We start from the raw sequence: 25,821 nt of genomic DNA, 5'->3' as shown, positions 1-25,821 counted from the left end.
ACGTTACAAATTTCAGGGATTCTGACAAGCCTAACGAGGAGGTCCGGATGGAGATCAACGGGAAGAAGGTCGTCGTCATCGGCGGCGCGTCGGGGATGGGTCGGGCCAGCGCCGAACTGCTGCACGAACGCGGCGCGGACGTCGCCGTACTCGACCGCGAGGGCTCCGACGGCAAGACCGTCGCCGAGGCCGTCGGCGGTTCGTTCTACCCGGTCGACGTCACCGACTTCACGGGCACCGAGGAGACGCTGCAGACCGCGGTCGACAAGCTCGGCGGCCTGCACGTCATCATCACGACCGCCGGCGGCGGCATCGCCAAGCGAACGATGACCAAGTCCGGTCCGCACGACCTGGAGTCCTTCCAATCCGTCATCGACCTCAACCTCATCGCCACCTTCAACATCAGCCGGCTGGCGGCCGCGCACATGGCCAAGAACGAACCGGAGGACGACGAGCGCGGCGTCATCATCAACACGGCGTCGATCGCGGCCTTCGAGGGTCAGATCGGGCAGGTCGCCTACACCGCCGCCAAGGCGGGCATCGCCGGCATGTGCCTGACCATGGCGCGTGACCTGGGTTCGCTGGGGATCCGCGTGCTGGCGATCGCGCCGAGCCTGTTCGCGACGGGGTTGACCCAGGGCATTCCGGACGAATTCGCGGCGGCGCTCACCAAGGACGCGGCCTTCCCGAAACGCCTGGGCCGGCCCGAGGAGTACGCGAAGCTGGTGGCGGCCATCGTGGACAACCCGATGCTCAACGGCCAGTGCCTGCGGCTGGACGCCGGGCAGCGCTTCGCGCCGAAGTAGCCACCCCCGCCCAGGCCCCCTCGGGGAATAAGTACACTCTTTAGACAGCCGCCCCGCTCCCCCTCGGAGCGGGGCAGGCAGTCACCCCAGGCAGCGGCGCGAGGAGGCCCTCATGGGTATCGCACTGACCGACGACCACCGCGAACTCGCCGAGGTAGCCCGCGCGTTCCTGACCGCGCAGAAGGCGCGCTGGGCGGCCCGATCGCTGCTCGATGCGGCCGACGAAGCCCGGCCGCCGTTCTGGCACAACCTGGTCGAGCTCGGCTGGCTCGGGTTGCACGTCGACGAGGAACACGGCGGCTCCGGCTATGGGTTGCCCGAACTCGTGGTGGTCGTCGAGGAACTTGGCCGCGCGGTGGCGCCGGGGCCCTTCGTGCCGACCGTGATCGCGTCGGCGGTGCTCGCGAAAGACGGCACGCCCGAGCAGAAGTCGCGGCTGCTGCCCGGGCTGATCGACGGCACCGTCACCGCGGGGATCGGCCTGGGCGGCGAGGTCCGGGTCTCCGACGGCGTAGCAAACGGCAACGCCGGCATCGTGCTGGGTGCCGGGCTGGCCGACCTGCTGGTGATCGCCGCCGGTGACGACCTCCTGCTGCTGGAACGCGGCCGGTCCGGTGTGTCGGTGGACGTGCCCGAGAACCTCGATCCGACCCGGCGCTCCGGACGGGTCAGCCTGGACAACGTCAGCATCGGTTCCGACGACATCGTGGCGGGGGCGCGGGAGTCGGCGCTGGCCCGCGCGCGCACCCTGCTGGCCGCCGAGGCGGTCGGCGGGGCGTCCGACTGTGTGGAGGCCGCCGTCGACTACGCCAAGGTGCGCCAGCAATTCGGCCGCACCATCGCGACTTTCCAAGCCGTCAAGCATCATTGCGCCAACATGCTGGTGGCCTCGGAGTCGGCGACCGCCGCGGTGTGGGACGCCTCGCGGGCGGCGGCGGAGGACGAGGATCAGTTTCGCCTCATCGCCGCGGTGGCCGCCGCGCTGGCCTTCCCGGCGTATGCGCGCAATGCCGAGCTCAACATTCAGGTGCACGGCGGCATCGGCTTCACCTGGGAGCACGACGCGCATCTGCACCTGCGCCGGTCGCTGGTGACCGCGGCGCTGTTCGGCGGGGACGGCCCAGTCGCCGACGTCTTCGAACGCACCGCGGCCGGCGCGGTGCGCGAGAACAGCCTGGACCTGCCGCCCGAGGCCGAAGAGCTGCGCACCCGGATCCACGCCGACGCCGCCGAAATCGCCCCCCTGGACAAGCAGGCGCAGCGCGACAAGCTGATCGAGACCGGCTACGTGATGCCGCACTGGCCCCAACCCTGGGGTCGCGGGGCCGACGCGGTGGAGCAGCTGGTGATCGAGGAGGAGTTTCGTACCGCGGGCATCAAGCGGCCCGACTACGGGATCACCGGATGGGTGATCCTGACGCTGATCCAGCACGGAACGCCTTGGCAGATCGAAAGATTCGTGGAGAAGGCGCTGCGCAAAGACGAGATCTGGTGCCAGCTGTTCTCCGAGCCGGACGCGGGATCGGACGCGGCGTCCATCAAGACCCGGGCCACCCGCGTCGACGGTGGCTGGAAGATCAACGGGCAGAAGGTGTGGACCAGTGGGGCGCACTATTGCGCGCGGGGGCTGGCCACCGTGCGCACCGACCCGGAGGCCCCGAAGCATGCCGGCATCACCACGGTGATCGTCGACATGAAGGCGCCCGAGGTCGAGGTGCGGCCGCTGCGACAGATCACCGGCGGCTCGGATTTCAACGAGGTGTTCTTCAACGACCTGTTCGTTCCCGACGAAGACGTCGTCGGCGAGCCCAACACCGGGTGGACGGTCGCTCGCGCGACGCTCGGCAACGAGCGCGTCAGCATCGGTGGCAGCGGGTCCTTCTACGAGGGCCTGGCGGACATGCTGATCGAACTCACCAAGCAGCGGCCGGATCAGTTGGCGGGGGCCAGGATTCGCGTGGGAAACTACCTGGCCGACGACCATGCGCTGCGGCTGCTGAACCTGCGCCGCGTCGCCCGCAGCGTCGAGGGGGCGGGCCCGGGACCGGAAGGCAACGTCACCAAACTGAAGTTGGCCGAACACATGGTGGACGGGGCCGCGATCTCGGCGGCGTTGCTGGGGCCCGAGGTCGCGCTTGGCGACGGGCAGGGCGCGCTGGCGAGCCGGATGATCATGGGGGCGCGCGGCATGTCGATCGCCGGCGGCACGTCGGAGGTCACCCGCAATCAGATCGCCGAGCGGATCCTCGGCATGCCGCGCGACCCGCTGATCAACTAGCGCTCGGTCTGCTCGCGCTCAGGCCGGCGCGAATTGGGGTGCGCCGCCGCTGCCCTTCTGGGGCTGGATATCGACGGGCATCCCGCACGTCACCGAATCGGGGTTACAGCCAACGATATTGGCCGCCACCCGCAGCCCGCTCTGTTCGGCGAGTTCGACGATGGCGATCACATAGGGGGTCGGAATGTCGGGGTTGTACGGGTGGTGATTGACCGTGTAGGTGAACACCGTGCCGCGGCCGGATACCGGTCGCGCCACCAGCGGGGCGCCGCAGTCGCGGCATTCGCCGGCCGCCGGATGCACCCAGCGGGCGCACTTGTCGCAGTGTTCGATGAGCAGCTGGCTCGACACGCCCAATACAGTACACTCTATTGATCCGATGCGGGTGGCGGTTCGTGTGGACGGGCGGTGCGTATGACCTATTTCGAGAAGGACGCGATCTTGTCCGGCATCGGCATCTCGCGAATAGGCCGTCGCACCGGCATTCCCGGCCTGGAGCTGACCATGGAGGCGGTCCGGGCGGCCATCGAGGATGCCGGCCTGGCGCCCGCGGACATCGACGGAATCGCCACCCTCGGGGACACGCCGGCCGCGGACGTCAACACCGAACTGCGCATCGAGGCGGCCGACTGCGGGGCGGGCTTCGGCACCGGCGGCCTGCTGAGCCCGGTGATGTCGGCGTGCCGGGCGGTCGCCGAGCGACGCGCGCGCCATGTGGTGATCTACCGGACGATCCAGATGCTCGGCGGCACGGTGCCGGTCAAAAAGGAAGAAAACGCGTCCGCGCCAGCCCTGGCGCGGATGTTCGACACGCCCGAGGGCGCCCCGAAGCCCGCCGTCGGCGCGATGGACGACGTCAATGATCTGGTTGCGGCCCAGGCCTATTCGGCGGCGAACTGGCTGGCGCTGAACTGCCGTCGTCATATGGAGCTGTACGGGACCACCAAGGAACAGCTGGGCTGGCTGGCGCTCAACGGCAGGCGCAACGCCGCACTGAATCCGCTCGCGGTCTACCGCGAACCGATGACCATGGCCGACTACCTGGGAGCGCGCCCGGTGTCCACGCCGTTCGGGCTGCTGGATTGCGATGTCCCGATCGACGGTTCGATCGCGGTGGTGGTGTCGAACGCGGAGTACGGCCGCGACTGCCCGCACCGTGTGGTGGCCGTGGAGGCGATCGGCGGATCCGACGGTGCCGGTGGCTGGTTCCACCGCCCCGACTACCCCAAGATGGCGATGTCGGACGCGACGGCACAGATGTGGTCCCGCACGCAGTTGGCGCCGGCCGACCTCGATGTCGCCGAGTTGTACGACGGTTTCACGTACCTCACCCTTGCCTGGCTGGAAGCCCTCGGGGTGTGCGGCGACGGCGAGGGCGGGCCGTTCGTCGAGGGCGGCGCGCGGATCGCCCGCGACGGCCAGCTGCCGCTGAACACCTACGGCGGCCAGCTCTCGGCCGGGCGCATGCACGGATACTGGGCCCTGCACGAGGGATGCCTGCAGCTGCGCGGCGAGGCGGGGGAGCGCCAGGTGTCCGAACGCCCGGAGGTCGGCGTGGTCTCCGTGGGCGGCGGGCCCGTCGCCGGATGCATGCTGCTCACATGCTGAGATAACTTGTGGCACAGCGCGATTCCGACCCCCCGGACAAACTCGCCGCACAGATTGCCCGCCACATCGAGGCGGATATCGTTCGTCGCGGCTGGCCCGTCGGTGAATCGCTGGGCTCCGAGCAGGCGCTGCAACAGCGTTACGGCGTCAGCCGATCGGTGCTGCGGGAGGCCGTTCGCCTGGTCGAACATCACCAGGTGGCCCGCACGCGCCGCGGACCGGGCGGCGGGCTGCTGATCTGCGCGCCGGACGCCGGCCCCGCGACCCGCGCCGTCGTCATCTATCTCGAGTACGTGGGCACCACGCTGGTCGACCTGCTCAATGCGCGCCTGGTGCTGGAGCCCCTGGCGGCCTCGCTGGCCGCGGAGCGGATCGACGAAATCGGCATCGACCGCCTGCGTTCGGTGTTGCGCGCGGAGCAGCACTGGCGGCCGGGCATGCCGGCGCCGCGCGATGAGTTCCACATCGCCCTGGCGGGGCAATCCAAGAGCCCGGTGCTGCAACTGTTCATCGACATCCTGATCAGGCTCACCACCCGATACGCTCTCCAGTCGCGGACCGACTCGGCAACCGAGGCCATCGAGGCGGTCGACCACATGCACAAGCACCATGCCGAGATCGTCGCCGCAGTCACCGCCGGCGACGCGGCGCGGGCCAGGTCGCTGTCCGAGCGGCACGTCGAAGCGGTGACCGCCTGGCTGCAGCGGCATCACCCCGGCGGCAAAGGCCGCCCGCGCGCGCCCCGCCGGCGGCTCGACGGCGATGCGCCGCAGGGCAAGCTCGCCGAGCTGCTGGCGGCCACCATCGGCGACGAGATCGCCGACGGCGGCTGGCAGGCCGGTTCGGTCTTCGGAACCGAGACCGCCCTGGTGGAGCGCTACCGGGTGAGCCGCGCGGTGTTCCGGGAAGCGGTGCGGCTGCTCGAATATCACTCCGTTGCGCAGATGCGCCGCGGCCCCGGCGGGGGGCTGATCGTCACCCGCCCGCGGGCGGAGGCGAGCATCGACACCATTGCGCTGTACCTGCAGTACCGCCAGCCCACCGGCGAGGACCTGCGCAGCGTTCGCGAGGCCATCGAGATCGACAACGTCGCCAGAGTCGTCAAGCGGCGCAGCGATTCCGGGGTGGCGGCCTTCTTGGAGTCGCATCGGGGCGCCCCCGAGGGCGGCGTGCGCGAGGCCCCCGAGGCCATGGTCGACGAGGTCCGGTTCCACCTCGGCCTGGCGCAACTGGCCGGAAACACGCTGCTGGACTTGTTCCTTCGGATCATCATCGAGCTGTTTCGCCGGCACTGGTCCAGCACCGGGCAGGCCGAGCCGACGTGGGACGACGTGGCCGCCGTCGAGCACGCCCACGTGCGGATCCTGCAGGCGATCAGGGCCGGCGACGACAGCCTCGCCCGGTACCGCATCCGTCGTCATCTGGACGCCGCCGCCTCCTGGTGGTTGTAGGAGCCTCCCCGCGCGGTCGCGATCCGTTCGTTTGCTTACCGAACGTCCTTATCGGGTATGGGGAGGGGGAACGTAGACGGGCCGGTCCAGCAGGGGGTTGGCAGTAGTGATCGACAGCGACAGCGCTGGAATGCGGGAGGGCTTGAAGGGGACGCAAGCCGGCCACCCGGGTTTCATCCATTCGGCGCTCCTTTACCGTTCGCAGCAGGACTATCTCGAATCTGTGGTGGGCTTCGTCCGCGACGGCCTGACGGCCGACGAGGCGGTGCTGGTGGCGGTGCCCGGCGACAAGCTGGCCCTCTTGCACGACGCGTTGTCCGGCTCGGTCGGCGGATTCACTACCGAATTGCGCATGGCCGACATCGCCGAAGTCGGCCGCAACCCGAGCCGGTTCATGGCAATGGAGGGTGCCTTCGTCGACGACCACTCCGACCGGCGGGTGCGGATCGTGAGCCAGCTGGCCTGGCCGGGACGCCGCGACGATGAGTTCGTCGCCTGCGTGGAGCACGAGGCGCTGGTCAACGAAGCGCTCGACGGCTACCCGGTGACGAAATTGTGCCTTTACGACGCGAGCCGGCTCGATGACGAGCTGCTGGCGGAGGCCCGCGCGACCCACCCCTTCCTGTGGGGCCGCGGTGTGCTGCAGCGCAGCGCCGAGTACGCGCCCGGCGATGCCCTACAGCGGTGCAACCGGCCGCTGAATGCGAAGCCGGGGGCCGTCATGTACATGGTCAGGAAGTCCGCGGACCTCAGCCCGGCCCGGTCGTTCGCCGTCAACTACGCCGGCTGGGTGGGCATGTCCCAGGACGGAATCGATGATCTGCAATTGATCGCGACGGAGCTGGCCACCAACAGCCTGATGCATACCGACGGGGCCTGCCGACTGGCCTTCTGGCGCCAGGACGAGCATCTGGTCTGCGAGGCGCGCGACACCGGACGGTTCGACGACCCGCTGGTCGGGCGCCTGGATCCGGGCCCGAGCGGTCCCGCCAGTCGCGGGCTGTACCTGGTCAACGCGATATCCGACCTGGTGCGCACGCACACCACGTCGGCCGGGACGACGATCCAGGCATATCTTCGGTTCGAACAGTCGCCCGGGCCGAACGGCTGACGCGCCAGCGGCCACTGAGCCCAAAATGAGTTTGCGTTGCCGGCACGCGGGCGTCTATCGTCGCGCTCGTGCGTCTTGTTCAGCGTGCCGTAGTAGCCAGCACCCGCAGCGGGGTCTGATCCCAGACCGACCCCCCGCTGTGGGTCGGAAGCTACTGCCGTCGGTCGTCCCTCTCGATCAGAGAAGACCGAAACCATGGCTTTATCCCAATCCCGTTCCCCATCGGCGCGCGAGTGCCCGGCGGCCGCGTGGTTCGCCCACCACTTCGGCGCAGAGTTGCCGCGCGGTCTTCGGGAGGAGGCCGGCGCGATGTCCTGGGCGACCTTCGTCGCCACCTACGGTCACAGCGCCGGCCCGGTCCGGCTGGGGCACTTCGCCTGCACCGACACCGAGCGGCCGGCCGGGCGGCTCGGCCCGCAGGCCCGCAATTATCGGGCCACGATCGCCGTCGGCGATCAGCTCAGTACCTCCACGGCCGCCGCCAGCGGTCCGATCGCCGCGCTCACCGCGATGCTGCACCAGCGCGCGATCACGGTGGAGACGTTGAGGTTTCACCAGCTGCGCTCGGGCGGTATCACCACGACGTTCATCCACGGCAGCAACGGGATTCGCCCCGAATGGGCGATGGGCTCGGCACAGGATCCGACCCAGGCCGCGCTGCGCGCGGTGATAGCGTGCGCCAACCGGCTCGCGGCCGGCTAGAGCGGGCGCAGCATGATCGGCATGCCGTCCTTCGGCACCGGCATGCCGCCGTAGTCCCACTCGGCCTTGTATCCCGGGCGGGGCAACTCGAGCCGATACCTGCGCAGCAGGCGGTGCAGGATCGTCTTGATCTCCAACTGCCCGAACACCATTCCGATGCACTTGTGCGCACCGCCGCCGAACGGTGTGAACGCGTAGCGGTGTCGCTTGTGCTCGTTGCGCGGCTCGGTGAACCGCTCCGGGTCGAATTTCAGTGGGTCCGTCCACAATTCGGGCAGCCGGTGATTCATGCCGGGGTAGGCGATGACGTTGGTGCCCTTCGGGATGTAGTAGCCCAGCAGGTCCGTGTCGCGGACGGTCTGGCGCATGGCCCACTGCACCGGCGTCACCAGCCGGATCGACTCGTTCATCACCAGGTCGAGTGACTCCAGCTTCTCGAGCGAGTCGATGTCGAGCGGCCCGTCGCCGAGCCGGTCCGATTCCTCGCGGCAGCGCTGCTGCCACTCGGGGTGCGCGGCCAGGTTGTAGGCCATCGTGGTGACCGTCGACGTCGACGTGTCGTGCGCGGCCATCATCAGGAAGATCATGTGGTTGACGATGTCCTCGTCGGAGAACTTGTTGCCGTCGTCGTCCTCGGTCTCGCACAACACGGACAGCAGGTCGGTGCCGGGGTTCGCGCGCTGCTCCTTGACCCGCTCACGGAAGTAGTTCTCCAGCAGCTCGCGCGCCTTGATGCCCCGCCACCAGGTGAACGGCGGCACGGGAGTGCGGATGATCGCGTTGCCCGCCCGCGTGGTGATCGCAAACGCCTTGTTGACCTTGGTCACCAGCTCGTGGTCGGTGCCCGGCTCGTGGCCCATGAACACCATCGACGCGATGTCGAGCGTCAGCTCCTTCATCGCCGGGTAGAGCAGGAAACGCGCGTCATTGGCCACCCAGTCGTGGGCGATCGTCTGGGAGACCACCTGATCCATCTGCTCGACGTAGCTGACCAGGCGGGATCGGATGAACGCCTCCTGCATGATCCGGCGGTGAAACAGGTGCTCCTCGAAGTCCAGCAGCATCAGGCCGCGGCGGAAGAACGGTCCGATCACCGGCACCCAGCCCTGCTGCGAATAGTCCTTGTTGCGGTTGGAGTAGATGACCTGGGCGGCGTCCGGGCCCAGGGCGGCGATGCCCGGAAGGACCGGCGAGTCCCCGAAGATCACGGGCCCCTTGGTCTGGTACATGTGCAGCAGATAGTCCGGTCCGCCGCGCAGCATCTCGATGATGTGGCCGATGACGGGCAGGCCCGCGTCGCCGACGGCCGCCTTGAGCCCGCTGCCCGGCGGTGGCTCGGCGAGTTTGCGCTCCGGGAATTGCGTGTTCAGCAGCCTGCGTTCGACCAGCCCCATGCCCGGAAAGTTGTTGATCGATGGTGTGAACCGGCGCCGCGCCTGGTCGAGCAGGTAGTGCGGGGTGCTGATGGTGGCGGCCATTGACGCTCCTTTGCGCTCCTGTGCAGGCCCGGGGGGCGGGTGACAGCGGTCACTGATTCACATCCTTCGGGAAAAACTTGACGGCTGTCAAGTTTGCTTTTCCGACGGCGTGGTGCAAGGTCGGGGGGGTGAGCAGCGCCGCCAATCCGCAGCCGGGCGAACCGGGCGCGCGCCGGCGGGGCGACAAGCACCGGCAGGCGATCATGCAGGCGGTGCGCGACCTGCTCGAGGAAAAGCCGTTCGCCGAGCTGTCGGTCAGCACCATCAGCGAGCGGGCCGGCGTGGCCCGATCGGGTTTCTACTTCTACTTCGACTCCAAGTACTCGGTGCTGGCCCAGATCGTGGCCGACGCGACCGAGGAACTCGAGGAGCTCACGCAGTATTTCGCCCCCCGCGAGCCGGGCGAGTCGCCGGAGCAGTTCGCGAAGCGAATGGTCCGCAGCGCCGCCGCGGTGTACGCGCACAACGACCCGGTGATGACGGCCTGCAACGTGTCCCGCTACACCGACATCGAGATCCGCGACATTCTCGAGCGGCAGTTCGAGGTGGTGCTCCGCCAGATCGCGGCGGTCGTGGACGCCGAGATGAAGGCCGGCACCGCCAACCCGATCAGCGACGACATCCCCACCCTGGTGCGCACCCTGGCGGGCACCACCTCACTGATGCTGACGGGCGACTCCATCCTGGTCGGTCCCGAGGACGACGTGGAGCGCCGGGTACGCGTGCTCGAGCAGCTGTGGCTGCATTCGCTCTGGGGCGGCGGCCAAACCTGACGCGGTAGGGTCACGGCCATGGCGCGGAGGCCTTCCGGGGGATATTTCACGGGCAAGCGGTGCCTGGTCACGGGTGCGGCCAGCGGCATCGGACGCGCGACCGCCCTGCGGCTGGCCGCCGACGGCGCCGAGCTGTATCTGACCGATCGCAACGCGGACGGCCTCGAGCTGACGGTGGCCGACGCCCGGGCGCTCGGCGCGCAGGTGCCCGTCCACCGCGCGCTCGACATCTCCGACTACGGCCAGGTCGCGGCGTTCGCCGCCGACGTCCACGCGGGGCATCCCAGCATGGACGTGGTGCTGAACATCGCCGGCGTGTCCGCGTGGGGCACCGTCGACCGCCTGACCCACGAGCAGTGGAGCAAGATGATCGCGATCAACCTGATGGGTCCGATCCACGTCATCGAGACGTTCGTCCCGCCCATGGTGGCGGCCCGGCGCGGCGGGCATCTGGTCAACGTGTCCTCGGCGGCCGGGCTGGTCGCGTTGCCGTGGCACGCCGCCTACAGCGCAAGCAAATTCGGGCTGCGCGGCCTGTCCGAGGTGCTGCGTTTCGACCTGGCGCGCCAGGGCGTCGGGGTCTCGGTCGTGGTGCCGGGCGCGGTGAAGACGCCGTTGGTGGACACCGTCGAGATCGCCGGCGTCGACCGCGAGGACCCCGGCGTCGCCCGCTGGGTGGACCGCTTCAGCGGGCACGCCGTGTCGCCGGAACGGGCGGCCGAGAAGATCCTCGCCGGCGTGGCAAAGAACCGGTACCTCATCTACACGTCGGCCGACATCCGCGCGCTGTACGCGTTCAAGCGGCTGGCGTGGTGGCCCTACAGCGTGGCGATGCGTCAGGTCAACGTGATCTTCACGCGCGCGTTGAAGCCAAGCCCGGCTCCGCTAGCCGGGCATCGCCAGCTCGAGTCGCACCCCGAGTAGCCGGACCGGACGGTCCAGCTCGAAGAGGTCCAGGACGCGCAGGGCGGCGTCGGTGATGGTCTGCGGGTCGGTGGTAGGCGCGGCCAGCTTGCGGATTTTCGTGCGGGTGTAAAACGTGGCGGTCCGCACGGTGACGGCGACGCGGGTGACGATGCGCCCGGCGGCCAGCACGTCGTCCAGCGCCTGGCGCGCCAATGTCGTTACTGCCGAGTCCATTTCGGCGCGATCGGTGAGGTCGCGCGGAAAGGTGACGACGTGGCTGCGGGAGCGCGGGACCCATGGCTCGGCGCTGACGTCGGCGTCGCCGCCGCCCTTGGCCAGCAGCAGCAGCCACAGGCCGGTGCGCGGCCCGAACGTGGCCGTCAGCAACTCCGCATCGCCGTGCGCGAGCTCCCGTACCGTGGTGATGCCCAGGGCCGCAAGCTTTTTCGCCGTCTTCGGACCGACGCCCCACAGCGCGTCGACCGGGCGGTCCGCCATCACCGTCATCCAGTTCGCATCGGTGAGCGCAAAGACGCCGGCCGGTTTCGCGAAGCCGGTGGCGACCTTGGCGCGCTGCTTGTTGTCGCTGATGCCGACCGAGCACGACAACCCGGTTGCCGACGCGATGGCCGTGCGGATCTGCTCGGCGACCTCGGTGGGGTCGGTGGCCGCCACGCCGACATACGCCTCGTCCCAACCCCACACCTCGACCGGATGCCCCAGGTCGCGCAGCAACCCCATCACCTCGTCGGACGCGGCGTCGTAGGCGGCCGGATCCGACGGGAGGAAGGTGGCGTCCGGGCAGCGGCGCGCGGCGCTGCGCAGCGGCATGCCCGCATGCACCCCGAATTCCCGGGCCTCATACGAGGCGCAGGTGACCACCTTGCGGGGTTCGGCCGGATCGCCGCTGCCGCCGACGATGACGGGCAGCCCGGCCAGTTCGGGGTGGCGGCGCAGCTCGACCGACGCCAGAAACTGGTCGAGGTCGACGTGCAGGATCCAGTTCGTCACCGCCCGCACAGCTTGCGCGCCAGGCTTTCCCACGCGTCCCCCAATGTCTCCAAGGTGTGGCCGCCCTCGTCGAGTCGATGCTCCACGTAATCCGGGTCGAGCAGGGCCAGCAGCGCGTCGGTCTGGACGCCCAGATTGCCGGTCGTACGCGCCGAGGCCAACAGCACCCGCACGTGAGTGCGCAGCACTGTGGCCGGCGCGTTGTAGCGGTTGTGGGGATCGCGGTTGGCCGCGGACAGCAGCGCGTGGTGGGTGTGCACGAACCGGATCCGCTCCCGCCCGAACGCCACCAGGCGATCCAGCGGCGGCGCGTCGGGTCCCAGCGGCGGCGGACCGAAGAGGAAGGCCTGCTGGCTGGCGCGTTCGTCCTCGTCGAGCAGCACCATCATCAGGCCGGCGCGGCTGCCGAACCGGCGGAACAGGGTCCCTTTGCCGACGCCCGCGGCCGCGGCGACGTCGTCCATGGTGACGGCGTCGGCGCCGCGCTCGGCAACCAGGGCGCGGGCGGCCTGCAGTAACAGGGCGCGGTTGCGCGCCGCATCGCCGCGCTCTTGGGGCACGGAAACCGGCAGCTCGCCCAACCGCTCCACAGCGCTCACTCCTGCACTTTAACGCCGCCGGAATAATCCGGACTAGAGTCCGGTTGGGGCATGCGAGGATGGGGACCAACGACCGAAGGGAACGAAACAGTGGCAGGGATCAAAGTCTTGGCGTTAGTGGGCAGCCTGCGTTCGGCGTCGATCAACCGCCAGATCGCCGAGCTGGCCGGGTCCGTCGCCCCGGACGACGTCACCGTCACGATCTTCGAAGGGCTGCATGAGCTGCCGTTCTACAACGAGGAGATCGACGAGGCGATGAACGCCGCCGCCCCGCCGCTGGCCCCGGTGGCCGTGCTGCGCGCCGCGGCGACCGACGCCGATGCCGCCCTGGTGGTCACGCCGGAGTACAACGGCAGCATCCCGGCGGTCATCAAGAACGCGATCGACTGGCTGTCCCGCCCATTCGGCGACGGCGCGCTGAAGGGCAAGCCGCTGGCCGTCATCGGCGGGGGTTTCGGACGCTACGGCGGGGTGTGGGCGCACGACGAGACGCGCAAGTCGTTCGGGATCGCGGGCGCCCGGGTGGTCGACGCGATCAAACTCTCGGTGCAGTTCACCAAGCTGGACGGCAAGGCGCCCGCCGAAGACGCCGAGCTGACCGCGAACGTGCGCGACGTGGTCGGCAAGCTCGCCGCCGAAGTGGGCTGAATTTAGCGATAACGAACAAGCCGCTCGCCGGCCACCAGCACCGTTTCGATAACGGGCTAGCCGAAGCCGCCAGCGCGGCCGGCGGCTTTGCTGGGGGCCCGGTGGCGGCGGCCGCGGCATGGCGATCATCCGGGAGTTGTCGGTGGCCGGTGCTATACCGGTGCGCGTGGAACTCCTCGATCGCGATGTGACGTGCGACACGCCGGGCGGGTGTCGGGTCGAGGGCTTGCGACCAGCGAATTTCAAAATTGTTATTCAGAACATCTTGTATCTGGACAACTTGTCGGCCACTAGGTGTAGTGTTTCGAGCACCGGCAGATCCCAGGATCCCCAGGCTGGCCGGGCTTGGGGGACCTCCCCGAATCGGCTCGAAGATGTCGAAGCAAGCTGCTCCGACGTGGACGGCCGCAGGACGGGAATTCGGGGCCCTGACGGGCCGCTGAACACAGCGAAGACGTATTACCCCGGTAGTTGCCAGTCCGTACCACGTCCCCACCTTCCGCAAAGGAGCGGCATCCATGACCATCACCGTGTACACCAAGCCGGCATGCGTGCAGTGCAGCGCCACCTTCAAGGCCCTGGACAAGCAGGGCATCGCCTACCAGAAGGTGGACATCACGCTGGACGCGGAGTCGCGGGACTACGTGATGGCGCTCGGTTACCTGCAGGCCCCCGTGGTGGTGGCGGGCAACGACCACTGGTCGGGCTTCCGGCCGGATCGCATCAAGTCGCTCGCGGGGTCGGCGCTCAGCGCCTGAGCATCGAGCGGCGGACGTCAGGTAAGGAAGGTTGCGGTGCCATGGATGCCACGGGGCGCAACCTAGGTTGGATGAGCGGCGACCCGCTGCGCCCGGCTACGCCGCGCTTGCGATCACCACTGGTCTATTTCTCTTCTGTGTCGGAGAACACCCACCGCTTCGTGCAGAAGCTGGGTGTTCCCGCCACGCGGATACCGCTGCACGGGCACATCGAGGTCGATGAGCCGTACGTCCTGATCCTGCCGACCTACGGCGGCGGCCGGGCCACACCGGACCTCGATGCCGGGGGCTACGTCCCCAAGCAGGTCATCGCTTTTTTGAACAACGAGCACAACCGGTCGTTGATCCGCGGCGTCATCGCCGCGGGCAACAACAACTTCGGGGCCGAATTCGCCTATGCGGGCAACGTCATCGCCCGCAAGTGCGACGTTCCCTATCTCTACCGCTTCGAACTCATGGGGACCCCGGACGACGTAGATGCCGTCCGCGCCGGTCTCGCCCAATTCTGGAAGGAACAGACGTGCCACCAACCGTCACTGCAGAGCCTGTAGCCGCCGGCACGCATGCGTCGCCCGAGGAGACGGACTACCACGCGCTGAACGCGATGCTGAACCTGTACGACGCGGACGGCAGGATTCAGTTCGACAAGGACGTTCTCGCCGCGCGTCAGTACTTCCTGGAGCACGTCAACCAGAACACGGTCTTCTTTCACAATCAGGACGAGAAGCTCGACTACCTGATCCGCGAGAACTATTACGAGCGTGAGGTTCTCGATCAGTACTCGCGCAACTTCGTCAAGGAGCTGCTGGATCGCGCCTACGCCAAGAAGTTCCGGTTCCCGACGTTTCTCGGCGCGTTCAAGTACTACACCTCCTACACGCTGAAGACGTTCGACGGGAAGCGCTACCTGGAGCGCTTCGAGGACCGGGTCGTCATGGTCGCGCTGACCCTGGCGTCCGGCGACACCGGCCTGGCCGAGAAGCTGGTCGACGAGATCATCGACGGGCGGTTCCAGCCGGCCACCCCGACGTTTTTGAACTCCGGCAAAAAGCAGCGCGGCGAGCCGGTGAGCTGCTTTCTGCTGCGCATCGAGGACAACATGGAGTCGATCGGGCGATCGATCAACTCCGCCCTGCAGCTGTCCAAGCGCGGCGGGGGAGTCGCGTTGCTGCTGAGCAACATTCGCGAGCACGGGGCGCCGATCAAGAACATCGAGAACCAGTCCTCGGGCGTCATCCCCATCATGAAGCTGCTCGAGGATTCGTTCTCCTACGCCAATCAGCTGGGGGCGCGGCAGGGCGCCGGCGCGGTGTACCTGCACGCGCATCACCCCGACATCTACCGCTTCCTGGACACCAAGCGGGAGAACGCCGACGAGAAGATCCGGATCAAGACGCTGAGCCTCGGCGTGGTGATCCCCGACATCACCTTCGAGCTGGCCAAGAAGAACGAGGACATGTACCTGTTCTCGCCGTACGACGTCGAACGGGTCTACGGGCTGCCGTTCGCCGACATCTCGGTGACCGAGAAGTACTACGAGATGGTCGACGACGCGCGCATCCGCAAGACCAAGATCAAGGCGCGGGAGTTCTTCCAGACGCTGGCGGAGCTGCAGTTCGAGTCCGGTTATCCGTACATCATGTACGAGGACACGGTGAACCGGGCCAATCCCATCGAGGGCAAGATCACGCATTCGAACCTGTGCTCGGAGATCCTGCAGGTGTCCACGCCGTCGCTGTTCAACGAGGACCTGTCGTATGCCAAGGTGGGCAAGGACATTTCGTGCAATCTCGGTTCGCTCAACATCGCCAAGGCGATGGACTCGCCGGACTTCGCCCAGACGATCGAGGTGGCCATCCGCGCGCTGACCGCGGTGAGCGACCAGACCCAGATCACGTCGGTGCCCTCAATCGAGCAGGGCAACAACGAGTCCCACGCGATCGGGCTTGGGCAGATGAACCTGCACGGCTACCTGGCGCGTGAGGGGATCTTCTACGGGTCCGACGAAGGCGTCGACTTCACCAACATCTACTTCTACACGGTGCTGTATCACGCCCTGCGGGCCTCGAACCGCATCGCGATCGAACGCGGCACCCACTTCAAGGGGTTCGAGAAGTCCAAGTACGCCTCGGGGGAGTTCTTCGACAAGTACACCGAGCAGGTCTGGGAGCCCGCGACCGACAAGGTGCGTCAACTGTTCGCGGACGCGGACATTCGCATCCCGACGCAGGACGATTGGAAGCGGCTGAAGGAGTCGGTCCAGGCGAACGGCATCTACAACCAGAACCTGCAGGCGGTGCCGCCGACCGGGTCGATCTCCTACATCAACCACTCGACGTCGTCGATCCACCCCATCGTGTCGAAGGTCGAGATCCGCAAGGAGGGCAAGATCGGGCGCGTCTACTACCCGGCGCCCTACATGACCAACGACAACCTGGAGTACTACCAGGACGCCTACGAGATCGGTTACGAGAAGATCATCGACACCTACGCAGCGGCCACCCAGCACGTGGACCAGGGGCTGTCGCTGACGCTGTTCTTCAAGGACACCGCCACCACCCGCGACGTGAACAAGGCGCAGATCTACGCCTGGCGCAAGGGAATCAAGACGCTGTACTACATCCGCCTGCGGCAGATGGCTCTGGAAGGCACCGAGGTCGAAGGCTGCGTCTCCTGCATGCTGTAGGCGGCATGGCATCTCGCCGAACGTGCAGCCAGTGCGAATTTTGGGCCTGTTTCTCGCCACCAGTGCACGCTCGGCGAAGCCCGGGCCCGCCGCGGCGGCGCCAGTCTGCCCAGGTCAGCGGTCCTGCGCGGTATGGTGCTTGATGTGGTGAGAATTCCCCGACCGCCGCACCCCAGCGTCAAGCCGGGGGTCAAGGTCGACGCGCGCAGCGAACGGTGGCGCGAACACCGCAAGAAGGTGCGCGGTGAAATCGTCGAGGCCGCGTTTCGCGCCATCGACCGCCTGGGGCCCGATCTGAGCGTGCGGGAGATCGCCGAGGAGGCCGGCACCGCAAAGCCGAAGATCTACCGGCACTTCCACGACAAGTCCGACCTGTTCCAGGCGATCGGGGAGCGCCTGCGCGACATGTTGTGGGGGGCGATCTTCCCGTCGATCGACCTGAAGACCGACTCGGCGCGCGAGGTGATCCACCGCGCCGTCGAGGAGTACGTCGTTCTCGTCGACAAGCACCCCAACGTGCTGCGGGTCTTCATTCAGGGCCGGTCCGCGGCGAGCCCGCAGATCCTCGAAGAGGGCCGCGGCATCACCCTGGCCGTGGCCGACATGTTCGACAACGAGCTGCGCGAGATGGAGCTGGACCACGCGGCGATCGAGCTGGCCGGGCACGCTGCCTTCGGCTCCGCCGCCTCGGCCACCGAATGGTGGTTGGGCCCCGACACCGACAGCCCGCGGCGCATGCCGCGCGAGCAATTCGTCGCCCACCTGACGACGATCATGATGGGGGTCCTCGTCGGCACGGCCGAGGCGCTGGGCATCTCGCTGGACCCTGACCAGCCGATCCACAGCGTGGTGCCCAGCAAGCCCGCAGCCAGCTGACCTGCCGCGGCGTTGACATCGCCGCTGGCATCGATAACACTCGGCCCGTCCGATACCCTGGGTACTGGGTATTTGCGGAGCTAACAGGAAGACCGATCCACCGTGACCGATGCCATGACATACGTCGAGCCGACTCAGGCGCGCGAACCGGTGCACACCCGCGCCCTCATCATCGGGACCGGCTTCTCCGGTCTCGGCATGGCGATCGCACTGCAAAAGCAGGGCGTCGACTTCGTCATCCTGGAGAAGGCCGGCGACATCGGGGGCACCTGGCGGGATAACAGCTACCCCGGCTGCGCCTGCGACATCCCGTCACACCTGTACTCCTTTTCGTTCGAGCCCAAGCCCGACTGGAAGAACCCGTTCTCGTATCAGCCCGAGATCTGGGACTACCTGCAGGGCGTCACCGACAAATACGGGCTGCGCCGTTTCATCGTGTTCAACTCTTTGGTGGATCGCGGCCATTGGGACGACGAGGAGAACCGGTGGCACGTGTTCACCGCCGACGGCCACGAATACGTCGCCCAGTTCCTGATCTCCGGTGCCGGCGCGCTGCACGTCCCGTCGTTTCCCGACATCGAGGGCCGCGACGAATTCACCGGTCCCGCTTTCCATTCCGCGGAGTGGGACCATAGCGTCGACCTGACCGGCAAGCGCGTGGCGATCATCGGCACCGGCGCCAGCGCGATCCAGATCGTGCCCGAGATCGTCGGGCAGGTCGCCGAGCTGCAGCTCTACCAACGCACCCCGCCGTGGGTGGTGCCGCGTTCCAACCCGGACCTGCCGCCGGCCCTGCGACGGGCCATGGAGAACGTGCCAGGGCTGCGCGCGTTGACGCGCGTGGGGATCTACTGGTCCCAGGAGGCGCTGGCCTACGGCATGACCAAGCGGCCGAACGCGCTGAAGTTCATCGAGGCGTACTGCAAATACAACATTCGCCGCTCGGTCAAGGACCGCGAGCTGCGGCGCAAACTCACGCCGCACTACCGCATCGGGTGCAAGCGAATCCTGAACTCCTCCACCTATTATGGCGCGGTCGCGGACCCCAAGACCCAACTGATCACCGAGGGCATCAGCCGCATCACGCCCGACGGGATCGTCACCGCCGACGGCCGGGAACACAAGGCGGACGTGATCGTCTACGCCACCGGCTTCCACGTCACCGACTCCTACACCTATGTGCAGATCAAGGGTCGGCACGGGGAGGACCTGGTCGACCGCTGGAACCGCGAGGGCATCGGCGCGCATCGCGGCATCACCGTCGCCGACGTGCCCAACCTGTTCTTCCTGCTGGGACCCAACACCGGGCTGGGGCACAACTCCGTGGTGTTCATGATCGAATCGCAGATCCACTACGTCGCCGACGCGATCAAGACCTGCGACAAGATGGGCGCGCAGGCGCTCGCGCCCACCCGCGAGGCGCAGGACAAGTTCAACGACGAGCTCCAAGAGAAGCTGTCGCACTCGGTGTGGAACAGCGGCGGCTGCAGCAGTTGGTATCTGGACGAGCACGGCAAGAACACCGTGCTGTGGGGCGGCTACACCTGGCAGTACTGGCGGGCGACGCGTGGGGTCAAGCCGGCGGAGTACCGGTTCTTCGGAGTACTGCCTGCACGCGGTCGAAAGGAACCGAGCCCCGCCGGGCGGGCATAACCCGAGTTCGGGCTCCCTACGGCCGTCGGGCTTACACTGGGAGGGAAATGAGCGCCTATCAGACCGTGGTGGTCGGCACCGATGGCTCGGATTCGTCGCTGCGTGCGGTGGACCGCGCAGCCGCGATCGCTGCGGAGCACGGCGCGAAATTGATCGTTGCGACTGCGCATTCCCCCGTCACCTCGGAAAAGGGCCGCTACGCCATCCCGCCGGGGAGCGACCACGGTCAGGACTACCGGACGGTGGGCGAGGCCCCTTTCTACGCGATCCTGCAGAACGCCAGGGAGCGGGCGCACCAAGCCGGGGCCACGGACGTGGAGGAGAAGCCGGTCGTCGGTGCCCCGATCAATGCGCTGGTGCAGCTCGCCGAGGAGATCGCCGCCGACCTGCTCGTGGTCGGCAACGTCGGGCTCAGCAGCGTCGCCGGGCGGCTGCTGGGATCGGTCCCATCCGAAGTCTCCCGCAGGGCCAAGACCGACGTCCTGATCGTCTACACCACCGACTGAGGCCCCGACAACGTCGGGCCGTGTCCGCGTAGCAGCCGCGCGAAAGCGGCCGCGGCCGCGTCCACGCCGGCCTCGTCTTCGGTGGCCACCAGATCCAGCAGCAGGCCGCGGGTGACGGCCAGCCCGAGCCTGGCCATCGCGCCGTCATGGGGAACGCCGGCGGCGGCCGCCTCGACCTCGCGCAGCCAGCCGTCGACGGCGCCGGGAACCATTCGCGTGAACGGGTTTTCGCCCTGGGCGGCGCGCGAATAGCACTCGAAGAAGAGGCGCTCCAGCCGGCGCAGCTCGGGGCGCCGCAGGTCGGCCCACATCGCGGCGAAGCCGTCGGCCGGATCCTCCGGCAAGCCTGGGACGAGGGCCATCTGGCGGCGCTCGGCCTCCTCGACGATCGCGATCAGCAGGTCTTCCCGAGAACCGAAGTGGTGCAACAGCATCCGATGACTCGTGCCGACCGCGGCGGCGACGTCGCGCAGCGAACGGTTGCCGATGCCGTTCGCGGCGAACTCATCGAAGAGCGCATCCAGAAGTGCGCGGCGCCGCTCGGTGTCAGGCGTGCGGGCCATTGGCCCGGCTGAGCTGCTCAGACCGGGCCTTGAGGCCCTGGGCCTCCATGGCGAGGAAGCGCTTGGTCCGCGTGACCGTCAACCGCGCGACGAGCGCGCCGAGGACGCCGCGTTGATCGAGTTCCTGGCGCACCAGGGTCCGGCCGCCGGGCAGGGCGGTGACGTAGTGGCGGGCGGTCACCAGCACGCCGGGGGAGCGGCACACCCACGTCCAGGACGTGCCGGGATCGACCTCGGCGACCTTCCACACCAGCTTCTGCAGGCCGGGCTGCTTGATCGCGAACCGCCTACCAACGGCCAAGGCGGATCCGTCCTGCCCGGTCAGCGACGTCACCGACGCCGTCCAGTCGGGCCAGCGCTCGACATCGCTGAAGACGTCCCACACGAGCTGGGGCGGCGCGTCTATCTCGATACTGTCCTCATTGATCATGTACCAAATGGTACATAAAACGCCGGGCTCTGCCTAGGGGCTAGGCGACGCGCGCGTTGAGGTGCTTGAGGGCCGCCTCGGCACCGTTCCACCCCGGGATGCCGGTCACGCCCGGGCCCGGGTGGGTGCACTGGCCGCACAGGAAGAGCCCGTCGACCGGTGTGGCGAACTTGTCGGCGCCCTCGACGACGCGGCCCGTCCACAGCTGGTTGGGCTGCAGGAGGCCGTGGGAGTAGTCGCCCGCGTGTGCGCTGAAGGTGCTGCCGAAGTAGCGGTTGGAGAACACGACGCGGTTGGTGACCGAGTCGGCGAACCCGGGCGCGAACGTGTCGAAGATGCGCACGCAGGTGTCGGCGTATTGCTCCTTCCAGCTTCGGTTTTCGTCGGCGTCCAGGCCGGTGGGAAAGTAGGGTGTGAAAATCGTTGCGCTGTGCTTGCCTTCGGGCGCCAGCGACGAATCGACCATGCTGGGGATGTACAGATACGTGGGCGGGGCATCGGGGAGCTGGCCCTTGCGGTACTGCTCCCACGCGTCGCTGATGTACTCCGGCGACGGCGCGTAAGCGACGGTGGGACACCATTTCCCGTTGTCGTGCATGTAGGGCTGCAGCCGCTCGATCCATTGCGGCGCCTGGTCAATCGTCAGGTGGGCCTGGATGTACCCGAGGTTGAAGTTGATTTCCTTGACCTTGCGGATGTAATCGGGCGGAAAGTTCTGCGCGCCGGCCAGATTCACAAAGGTGGTGTAGGGGTCGAGCGACGAGAGCACGGCGTCGGCCGAAATCGTTGTGCCGTCGCGGAGTTCGACGCCGGTGGCGCGCCCGTCGGTGACCACGACCTGCTTCACGTGCTGCTTCAGCTGCACCTCGGCGCCCAACGCTTCGGCGCGGCGGCACAGCGCGGCGCTCAGGGCGCCGATGCCGCCGCGGGGCATGATGTATTCGACGTTGCCGCCGCCGATCAGGTAGTGGTAGAGCGTCGACGCATTCGAGCCCGGGGTCCAGGGGCCGCCGTCGAAGGCGTCGATGGACATCGCCGCCAGCGACCCCTGGATGCAGCGGGCCTGGTCGGGCGCCAGGAAGCGCCGGACCGTGTCCATCGTGCTGCCGTACCACATCTGGGCGAAATCGTGGCGGTCTTCCGGCGTGGGCTGGGAGGCGATCACCTCGATGATGTCCGGCGGCGGCCCGAAGGCCGAGTCGACGAAATACGGTGCGAATCGGCCCATGTGGGCGAAGAGGCCGCCGAGGGCCGCCGCGGTGTCGGCGCCGTGGTCGTCGAGCAAGTGGCGCGCCATGCGTTCCAGGTCGTTGTACATCACGAACGGGGTGTCGGCGGCGTCGCCGAACGTGCACGTGGACGTCCACTGATCCATCAGCTCGAAGCCCCACTTGGTGAGCTCCAGCCGTTCGGTCATCTCCTGGCGCCAGATCAGCACCGCCCACGCGCCGACGCTGTGCTTGTACCCGTCGAAGAGTTCGCGGGTGGCCGCCATTCCGCCGAGGAAGTTAGCCCGTTCCAGGACAAGGACTTTCGCGCCGCCCTTGGCCAGCACGTTCGCGGCGACCAGGCCGTTGTGCCCCGCTCCGATGATGATCGCGTCGTAGTCCGCCATGGCGACTCCTTCGGTGTGATCCCCGGCCTGACCCGCACAATGTCATAACTGACATTGTTGCGTCAATAGTGACATTCGGGCATTCTGGAGCCCGTGAAACGTCCCCTCGTGGCCGGTGTGGTCGCGTGCTCGAGATGAGCCGCGCCGCGCGCACGCGTCAGGCGCTGCATCAGGCGGCGATGCGCCGCTTCGTCGCGGACGGCGTGAACGAGACCAACGTCGCCGACATCGCCGCGGACGTCGGGGTCACCGAGCGGACTTTTTACCGGCACTTCCTGTCCAAGCACGCGGTGCTCTTCGCCGACTACGACATCGGGTTCGAATGGTTCGCCCGCGCCTTGGCGCTGCGCCCGCACGGCGAGCCCATCACCCAATCGGTGCGAAAAGCCGTGGACGCCTTTCCCTTTGATTTCACGATGGTCCGCGACGCCGCCACCATCCGGTCGCGCGATCTGGACCAGGACATCATCACCGGCCACATTCGGCGGCTCCGCGATCAGCTCGCCGCCGAGATCCAGCGCTTCATCCGGCGGCGATCCTCACCCACCGCCGACGGCGAGATGATCGCCGACATCGCGGCGCACAGCATGGCCACCGCGGTGTTCGTCGCGCTGGAAACGTGGATGGCCAAGGGTGTGCAGGACACCGACGAACTGAGTCGCCTGACCGACATGGCGCTGAGCGCGCTGGAAGACGGCCTCACCGAGACGTTGCGCAAGGCCGGACTGGATTGACGGGGCCGGGGCCCTACCGGACGCGCCGAACGTGTTCGGAGGGCGGAATTCTCGCCGGATTTTCGCCATGAGTACACGCTCGGGGAAGCGGGCAGGCCGCGACACGGCAAACACAACTTCTTGTGTTCCGCCGCCTTGTCGCACCCCAGGGGTAGTGTCGGGAGTCTGAATATCGCAGGCAAAACGGCGTGTGAAGTGGGGTTCTGGTGACCGAAAACATGAAGCTGATCGACCGGACCTCGGCGATCAACTGGAACCGGCTGCAAGACGACAAGGACGCCGAGGTGTGGGACCGGCTGACGGGCAATTTCTGGCTGCCCGAAAAGGTGCCGGTGTCCAACGACCTCCCGTCGTGGGGCACGCTGACCGCCGGCGAGAAGCAGCTGACCATGCGGGTGTTCACCGGGCTGACCCTGCTGGACACCATCCAGGGCACGGTCGGGGCGGTGAGCCTGATCCCCGACGCGCTGACCCCGCACGAACAGGCCGTCTACACCAACATCGCGTTCATGGAGTCGGTGCACGCCAAGAGCTACAGCTCGATCTTTTCCACGCTGTGCTCGACGGCCGAGATCGATGACGCCTTCCGCTGGTCGGAGGAGAACCCCAACCTGCAGCGCAAGGCCGAGATCGTCATGCAGTACTACCGCGGCGACGAACCACTGAAGCGCAAGGTGGCCTCCACGCTGCTGGAGAGCTTCCTGTTCTACTCCGGGTTCTATCTGCCGATGTACTGGTCGAGCCGGGCGAAGCTGACCAACACCGCCGACATGATCCGCCTGATCATCCGCGACGAGGCCGTGCACGGCTACTACATCGGCTACAAGTTCCAGCGCGGCCTGGCGCTGGAAGACGACGCCAAGCGCGCCGAGCTGAAGGACTACACCTACGAGCTGCTCTTCGAGCTCTATGACAACGAGGTGGAGTACACGCAGGATCTCTACGACGAGGTCGGGCTGACCGAGGACGTCAAGAAGTTCCTGCGCTACAACGCCAACAAGGCGCTGATGAACCTCGGCTACGAGGCGCTGTTCCCGCGCGACGAGACCGACGTCAACCCGGCGATCCTCTCGGCGCTGTCGCCCAACGCCGACGAGAACCACGACTTCTTCTCCGGCTCGGGGTCGTCGTACGTGATCGGCAAGGCCGTCAACACCGAAGACGAGGACTGGGACTTCTAAACCGCGGTTGTCTTCTCGGGCGGCCGCCCCTCAGGGAAAACTGGTTTCCTGCAAGCTGTTGACTTAGCCGTCCTGCGGCCAGGTCCAGGTCGGGCAGGATGTGCGGAATGAGCAGTGACGACAGTGTGGGTGCGGCAGACTTCCGTCGCGCACTGGCGCTCATCCAGCACGGCGAGCGCGGCGACGAAGCGGGGATGCGCGTCATCGTCGACGACGAAGTCATCCCGGCTGACCGGCTGCCACAGCTGATCCGCGCCACCGTGTCGATCCTGTGGCAATTGGTGGCTCAGCTCTGCGAACCGGACGAAGTCGCGGAAATCGGCGAAACCCTGACCTTGGCGGCTACCGACGACGAGGTCGGTCTCGACCGCGACAACCGGCTCGTGGCCCGGATGTCCATGGCACAACATTCGGGGGATCCCAGCGCCGAGTATGAGGTGCTCCGCGACGCAGCCACGGCGCCAGACGGTCTGGTACGCCTCGCGCTCACCGCCGCCGGTGTCGTCTCCGCGATGCTGCCTCAGTTACGCACCGCTGCCGGCCGGCAGTTGCTCAACAACCTGGCGATGCAAGCCCTGCGCGACGAGAACAGCCGATAAGCGGGCGCGGGATCGGGTGATGCTCAAATGTCGCCGGGTGTGCGGTACACCCGGGATCAGGCTTCCGCCCTGTGGCTGCGGCGCCCGATCCGCGCCGGCAGGGTCGCTGGCTGGGTGCACGGCTGGCCGTCATATCAGGATGACCGTGGAGCACATCGAGGCCGCGATTGAGGAAATGCGGCCAGGTTGTCAGCCTGCAAGCAAGTGGCTCGGAGTGACAGCGGGCTATGCGCCGGCGGCTCAACCAACCGGCTGGATCTAGGACTTTTTGTGCTTCTCTGGGCAGTATTCCGCGGTGGCAGCCAGGACGAATAGCTTGGCCTGAGCCTGGTCCATTCGTAGTTTCAGTTGGTCCACCTCGTCGTCCTGGGTGTACCCGGCAGCAAGATCCTGGCACATCGTGCGCCCCATAGTGCCAGTCTGGGACGCAGTACCAAGGTGGATGCCGTTCGACGCCAGGTAGTTGGTAAATTCTGCGTCCTTGTTGTCGTTGTCGGCGCCTGCGACGGCTGCGGGCGCCACCATCAGGGCCATTACGGCGCCGAGCACGCACTCACACATCTTCTTTGTCATTTTCTCCACCACTTTCAAGGCTCACGTCATCCTCGGAACGAGACGGGGCACCCGAAGCAACACGTCGAGTTCCCACTACGTCGTGTGTTTCCCCACGATCGGGGTTCCTGATCGACAAATCCAAAGTTCAACCAGCCGTTCATCTCTCGTTTTGGCCGAGTTCCATTGAGATCGCAACAGTCCAAGCGGGCATGATCCGATCCGCCAGACGGCCTCTGATGTCGCCTGAAGCGTTCCGTGCCGTTCCGGCTCGTCCTGTGTCATCGGCAAGGCCGT

General features: G+C 67.4%; 26 protein-coding genes. 18 read left to right on the top strand and 8 right to left on the bottom strand.

Annotated elements, in window-relative coordinates; all coding sequences use genetic code 11:
• Nucleotides 1-47 precede the first annotated feature (47 nt).
• Together A5787_RS16225 and A5787_RS16220 are read left to right on the top strand one after the other, a co-directional pair.
• A complete protein-coding gene (locus A5787_RS16225; RefSeq protein ID WP_066968726.1) occupies nucleotides 48-806 on the top strand; it encodes an SDR family NAD(P)-dependent oxidoreductase in 759 nt (252 codons plus the stop codon).
• A 112-nt stretch (nucleotides 807-918) separates the two neighbouring features.
• A complete protein-coding gene (locus tag A5787_RS16220; protein WP_066968724.1) occupies nucleotides 919-3,084 on the top strand; it encodes an acyl-CoA dehydrogenase in 2,166 nt (721 codons plus the stop codon).
• Between the two features lie 18 nt (nucleotides 3,085-3,102).
• Here the strand turns inward: A5787_RS16220 and A5787_RS16215 are convergent, their stop codons facing one another.
• Complete coding sequence (locus A5787_RS16215; RefSeq protein WP_066968722.1) at nucleotides 3,103-3,435, bottom strand: Zn-ribbon domain-containing OB-fold protein; 333 nt, start codon at nucleotides 3,433-3,435, stop codon at nucleotides 3,103-3,105.
• A 63-nt stretch (nucleotides 3,436-3,498) separates the two neighbouring features.
• Here A5787_RS16215 and A5787_RS16210 point away from each other — a divergent pair, with 63 nt between their 5' ends.
• The 4 genes from A5787_RS16210 to A5787_RS16195 all read left to right on the top strand — a co-directional run bounded on the left by A5787_RS16210 (nucleotide 3,499) and on the right by A5787_RS16195 (nucleotide 7,956).
• Entirely contained in the window at nucleotides 3,499-4,692 is a 1,194-nt protein-coding gene (locus tag A5787_RS16210; RefSeq protein ID WP_066968721.1) for a thiolase family protein, read from the top strand.
• An 8-nt stretch (nucleotides 4,693-4,700) separates the two neighbouring features.
• Entirely contained in the window at nucleotides 4,701-6,143 is a 1,443-nt protein-coding gene (locus A5787_RS16205) for a FadR/GntR family transcriptional regulator (protein WP_066968718.1), read from the top strand.
• 106 nt (nucleotides 6,144-6,249) lie between these two features.
• The gene (locus tag A5787_RS16200) at nucleotides 6,250-7,254 is read left to right on the top strand and encodes an anti-sigma factor RsbA family regulatory protein (RefSeq protein ID WP_066968717.1); all 1,005 of its coding nucleotides are present in this window, start codon (nucleotides 6,250-6,252) and stop codon (nucleotides 7,252-7,254) included.
• A 195-nt stretch (nucleotides 7,255-7,449) separates the two neighbouring features.
• On the top strand, nucleotides 7,450-7,956 hold the full coding sequence (locus A5787_RS16195) for a homocitrate synthase (protein ID WP_066968715.1): 507 nt from the start codon (nucleotides 7,450-7,452) through the stop codon (nucleotides 7,954-7,956).
• On the opposite strand, the gene A5787_RS16190 is transcribed toward A5787_RS16195, so the two are convergent.
• Nucleotides 7,953-9,434 (bottom strand): cytochrome P450, encoded by a 1,482-nt coding sequence (locus A5787_RS16190; RefSeq protein WP_066968713.1) that lies wholly within the window; start codon nucleotides 9,432-9,434, stop codon nucleotides 7,953-7,955. The genes A5787_RS16195 and A5787_RS16190 overlap by 4 nt on opposite strands.
• Before the next feature lie 203 nt (nucleotides 9,435-9,637).
• On the opposite strand from A5787_RS16190, the gene A5787_RS16185 reads away from it, so the two are divergent.
• Nucleotides 9,638-10,207 carry a TetR/AcrR family transcriptional regulator gene (locus tag A5787_RS16185; protein WP_082977264.1) on the top strand — a complete coding sequence of 190 codons (570 nt, stop codon included), beginning with the start codon at nucleotides 9,638-9,640 and terminating at the stop codon, nucleotides 10,205-10,207.
• 18 nt (nucleotides 10,208-10,225) lie between these two features.
• The gene (locus tag A5787_RS16180; RefSeq protein WP_066968709.1) at nucleotides 10,226-11,131 is read left to right on the top strand and encodes an SDR family oxidoreductase; all 906 of its coding nucleotides are present in this window, start codon (nucleotides 10,226-10,228) and stop codon (nucleotides 11,129-11,131) included.
• Here the strand turns inward: A5787_RS16180 and A5787_RS16175 are convergent.
• On the bottom strand, nucleotides 11,093-12,133 hold the full coding sequence (locus tag A5787_RS16175) for a DNA polymerase IV (RefSeq protein WP_231994009.1): 1,041 nt from the start codon (nucleotides 12,131-12,133) through the stop codon (nucleotides 11,093-11,095). The two genes, A5787_RS16180 and A5787_RS16175, sit on opposite strands and share 39 nt — an antisense overlap.
• Entirely contained in the window at nucleotides 12,121-12,723 is a 603-nt protein-coding gene (locus tag A5787_RS16170; protein ID WP_066968707.1) for a TetR/AcrR family transcriptional regulator, read from the bottom strand. Before A5787_RS16170 ends, A5787_RS16175 begins: the two co-directional genes overlap by 13 nt.
• Before the next feature lie 51 nt (nucleotides 12,724-12,774).
• Between A5787_RS16170 and A5787_RS16165 the strand changes: the two genes are divergently transcribed.
• The 7 genes from A5787_RS16165 (at nucleotide 12,775) to A5787_RS16135 (ending at nucleotide 19,850) form a co-directional block, all read left to right on the top strand.
• Complete coding sequence (locus A5787_RS16165) at nucleotides 12,775-13,371, top strand: NAD(P)H-dependent oxidoreductase (protein WP_082977259.1); 597 nt, start codon at nucleotides 12,775-12,777, stop codon at nucleotides 13,369-13,371.
• A gap of 518 nt (nucleotides 13,372-13,889) precedes the next feature.
• Entirely contained in the window at nucleotides 13,890-14,129 is a 240-nt protein-coding gene (locus A5787_RS16160) for a redoxin NrdH (protein WP_066968703.1), read from the top strand.
• A gap of 71 nt (nucleotides 14,130-14,200) precedes the next feature.
• Nucleotides 14,201-14,680 (top strand): class Ib ribonucleoside-diphosphate reductase assembly flavoprotein NrdI, encoded by a 480-nt coding sequence (gene nrdI, locus A5787_RS16155; RefSeq protein WP_066968832.1) that lies wholly within the window; start codon nucleotides 14,201-14,203, stop codon nucleotides 14,678-14,680.
• Nucleotides 14,650-16,815: a class 1b ribonucleoside-diphosphate reductase subunit alpha gene (nrdE, locus tag A5787_RS16150; RefSeq protein ID WP_082977258.1), complete on the top strand. Its 2,166-nt coding sequence runs from the start codon at nucleotides 14,650-14,652 to the stop codon at nucleotides 16,813-16,815. The genes nrdI and nrdE overlap by 31 nt, the downstream gene beginning before the upstream one ends.
• A 144-nt stretch (nucleotides 16,816-16,959) precedes the next feature.
• A complete protein-coding gene (locus tag A5787_RS16145) occupies nucleotides 16,960-17,691 on the top strand; it encodes a TetR/AcrR family transcriptional regulator (RefSeq protein ID WP_156763970.1) in 732 nt (243 codons plus the stop codon).
• Between the two features lie 114 nt (nucleotides 17,692-17,805).
• Entirely contained in the window at nucleotides 17,806-19,344 is a 1,539-nt protein-coding gene (locus tag A5787_RS16140) for an NAD(P)/FAD-dependent oxidoreductase (protein WP_082977263.1), read from the top strand.
• Between the two features lie 47 nt (nucleotides 19,345-19,391).
• Nucleotides 19,392-19,850, top strand: a complete 459-nt coding sequence (locus A5787_RS16135) for a universal stress protein (protein ID WP_066968697.1) — start codon at nucleotides 19,392-19,394, stop codon at nucleotides 19,848-19,850.
• Here the strand turns inward: A5787_RS16135 and A5787_RS16130 are convergent.
• The 3 genes from A5787_RS16130 to A5787_RS16120 are packed head-to-tail and all read right to left on the bottom strand — an operon-like array spanning nucleotide 19,835 to nucleotide 22,458.
• The gene (locus tag A5787_RS16130) at nucleotides 19,835-20,413 is read right to left on the bottom strand and encodes a TetR/AcrR family transcriptional regulator (protein WP_066968696.1); all 579 of its coding nucleotides are present in this window, start codon (nucleotides 20,411-20,413) and stop codon (nucleotides 19,835-19,837) included. The genes A5787_RS16135 and A5787_RS16130 overlap by 16 nt on opposite strands.
• A complete protein-coding gene (locus A5787_RS16125) occupies nucleotides 20,397-20,843 on the bottom strand; it encodes an SRPBCC family protein (protein WP_066968694.1) in 447 nt (148 codons plus the stop codon). The genes A5787_RS16130 and A5787_RS16125 overlap by 17 nt, the downstream gene beginning before the upstream one ends.
• 40 nt (nucleotides 20,844-20,883) lie before the next feature.
• On the bottom strand, nucleotides 20,884-22,458 hold the full coding sequence (locus A5787_RS16120) for an NAD(P)/FAD-dependent oxidoreductase (RefSeq protein WP_066968692.1): 1,575 nt from the start codon (nucleotides 22,456-22,458) through the stop codon (nucleotides 20,884-20,886).
• 134 nt (nucleotides 22,459-22,592) lie between these two features.
• Here A5787_RS16120 and A5787_RS16115 point away from each other — a divergent pair, with 134 nt between their 5' ends.
• The 3 genes from A5787_RS16115 to A5787_RS16105 all read left to right on the top strand — a co-directional run bounded on the left by A5787_RS16115 (nucleotide 22,593) and on the right by A5787_RS16105 (nucleotide 24,972).
• Nucleotides 22,593-23,192 carry a TetR/AcrR family transcriptional regulator gene (locus A5787_RS16115; protein WP_066968827.1) on the top strand — a complete coding sequence of 200 codons (600 nt, stop codon included), beginning with the start codon at nucleotides 22,593-22,595 and terminating at the stop codon, nucleotides 23,190-23,192.
• A 206-nt stretch (nucleotides 23,193-23,398) separates the two neighbouring features.
• Nucleotides 23,399-24,373 (top strand): class 1b ribonucleoside-diphosphate reductase subunit beta, encoded by a 975-nt coding sequence (nrdF, locus tag A5787_RS16110; protein WP_197507175.1) that lies wholly within the window; start codon nucleotides 23,399-23,401, stop codon nucleotides 24,371-24,373.
• A 107-nt stretch (nucleotides 24,374-24,480) separates the two neighbouring features.
• Nucleotides 24,481-24,972: a hypothetical protein gene (locus A5787_RS16105; RefSeq protein WP_066968690.1), complete on the top strand. Its 492-nt coding sequence runs from the start codon at nucleotides 24,481-24,483 to the stop codon at nucleotides 24,970-24,972.
• 258 nt (nucleotides 24,973-25,230) lie between these two features.
• Here A5787_RS16105 and A5787_RS16100 read toward each other — a convergent pair whose 3' ends face one another.
• The gene (locus A5787_RS16100; RefSeq protein ID WP_231994007.1) at nucleotides 25,231-25,557 is read right to left on the bottom strand and encodes a DUF732 domain-containing protein; all 327 of its coding nucleotides are present in this window, start codon (nucleotides 25,555-25,557) and stop codon (nucleotides 25,231-25,233) included.
• Nucleotides 25,558-25,821 lie beyond the last annotated feature (264 nt).

It is taken from the genome of Mycobacterium sp. 852002-50816_SCH5313054-b (genome assembly GCF_001667185.1).
Lineage (GTDB): Bacteria > Actinomycetota > Actinomycetes > Mycobacteriales > Mycobacteriaceae > Mycobacterium.
This window is presented reverse-complemented; position numbering and strand designations above follow the sequence as displayed.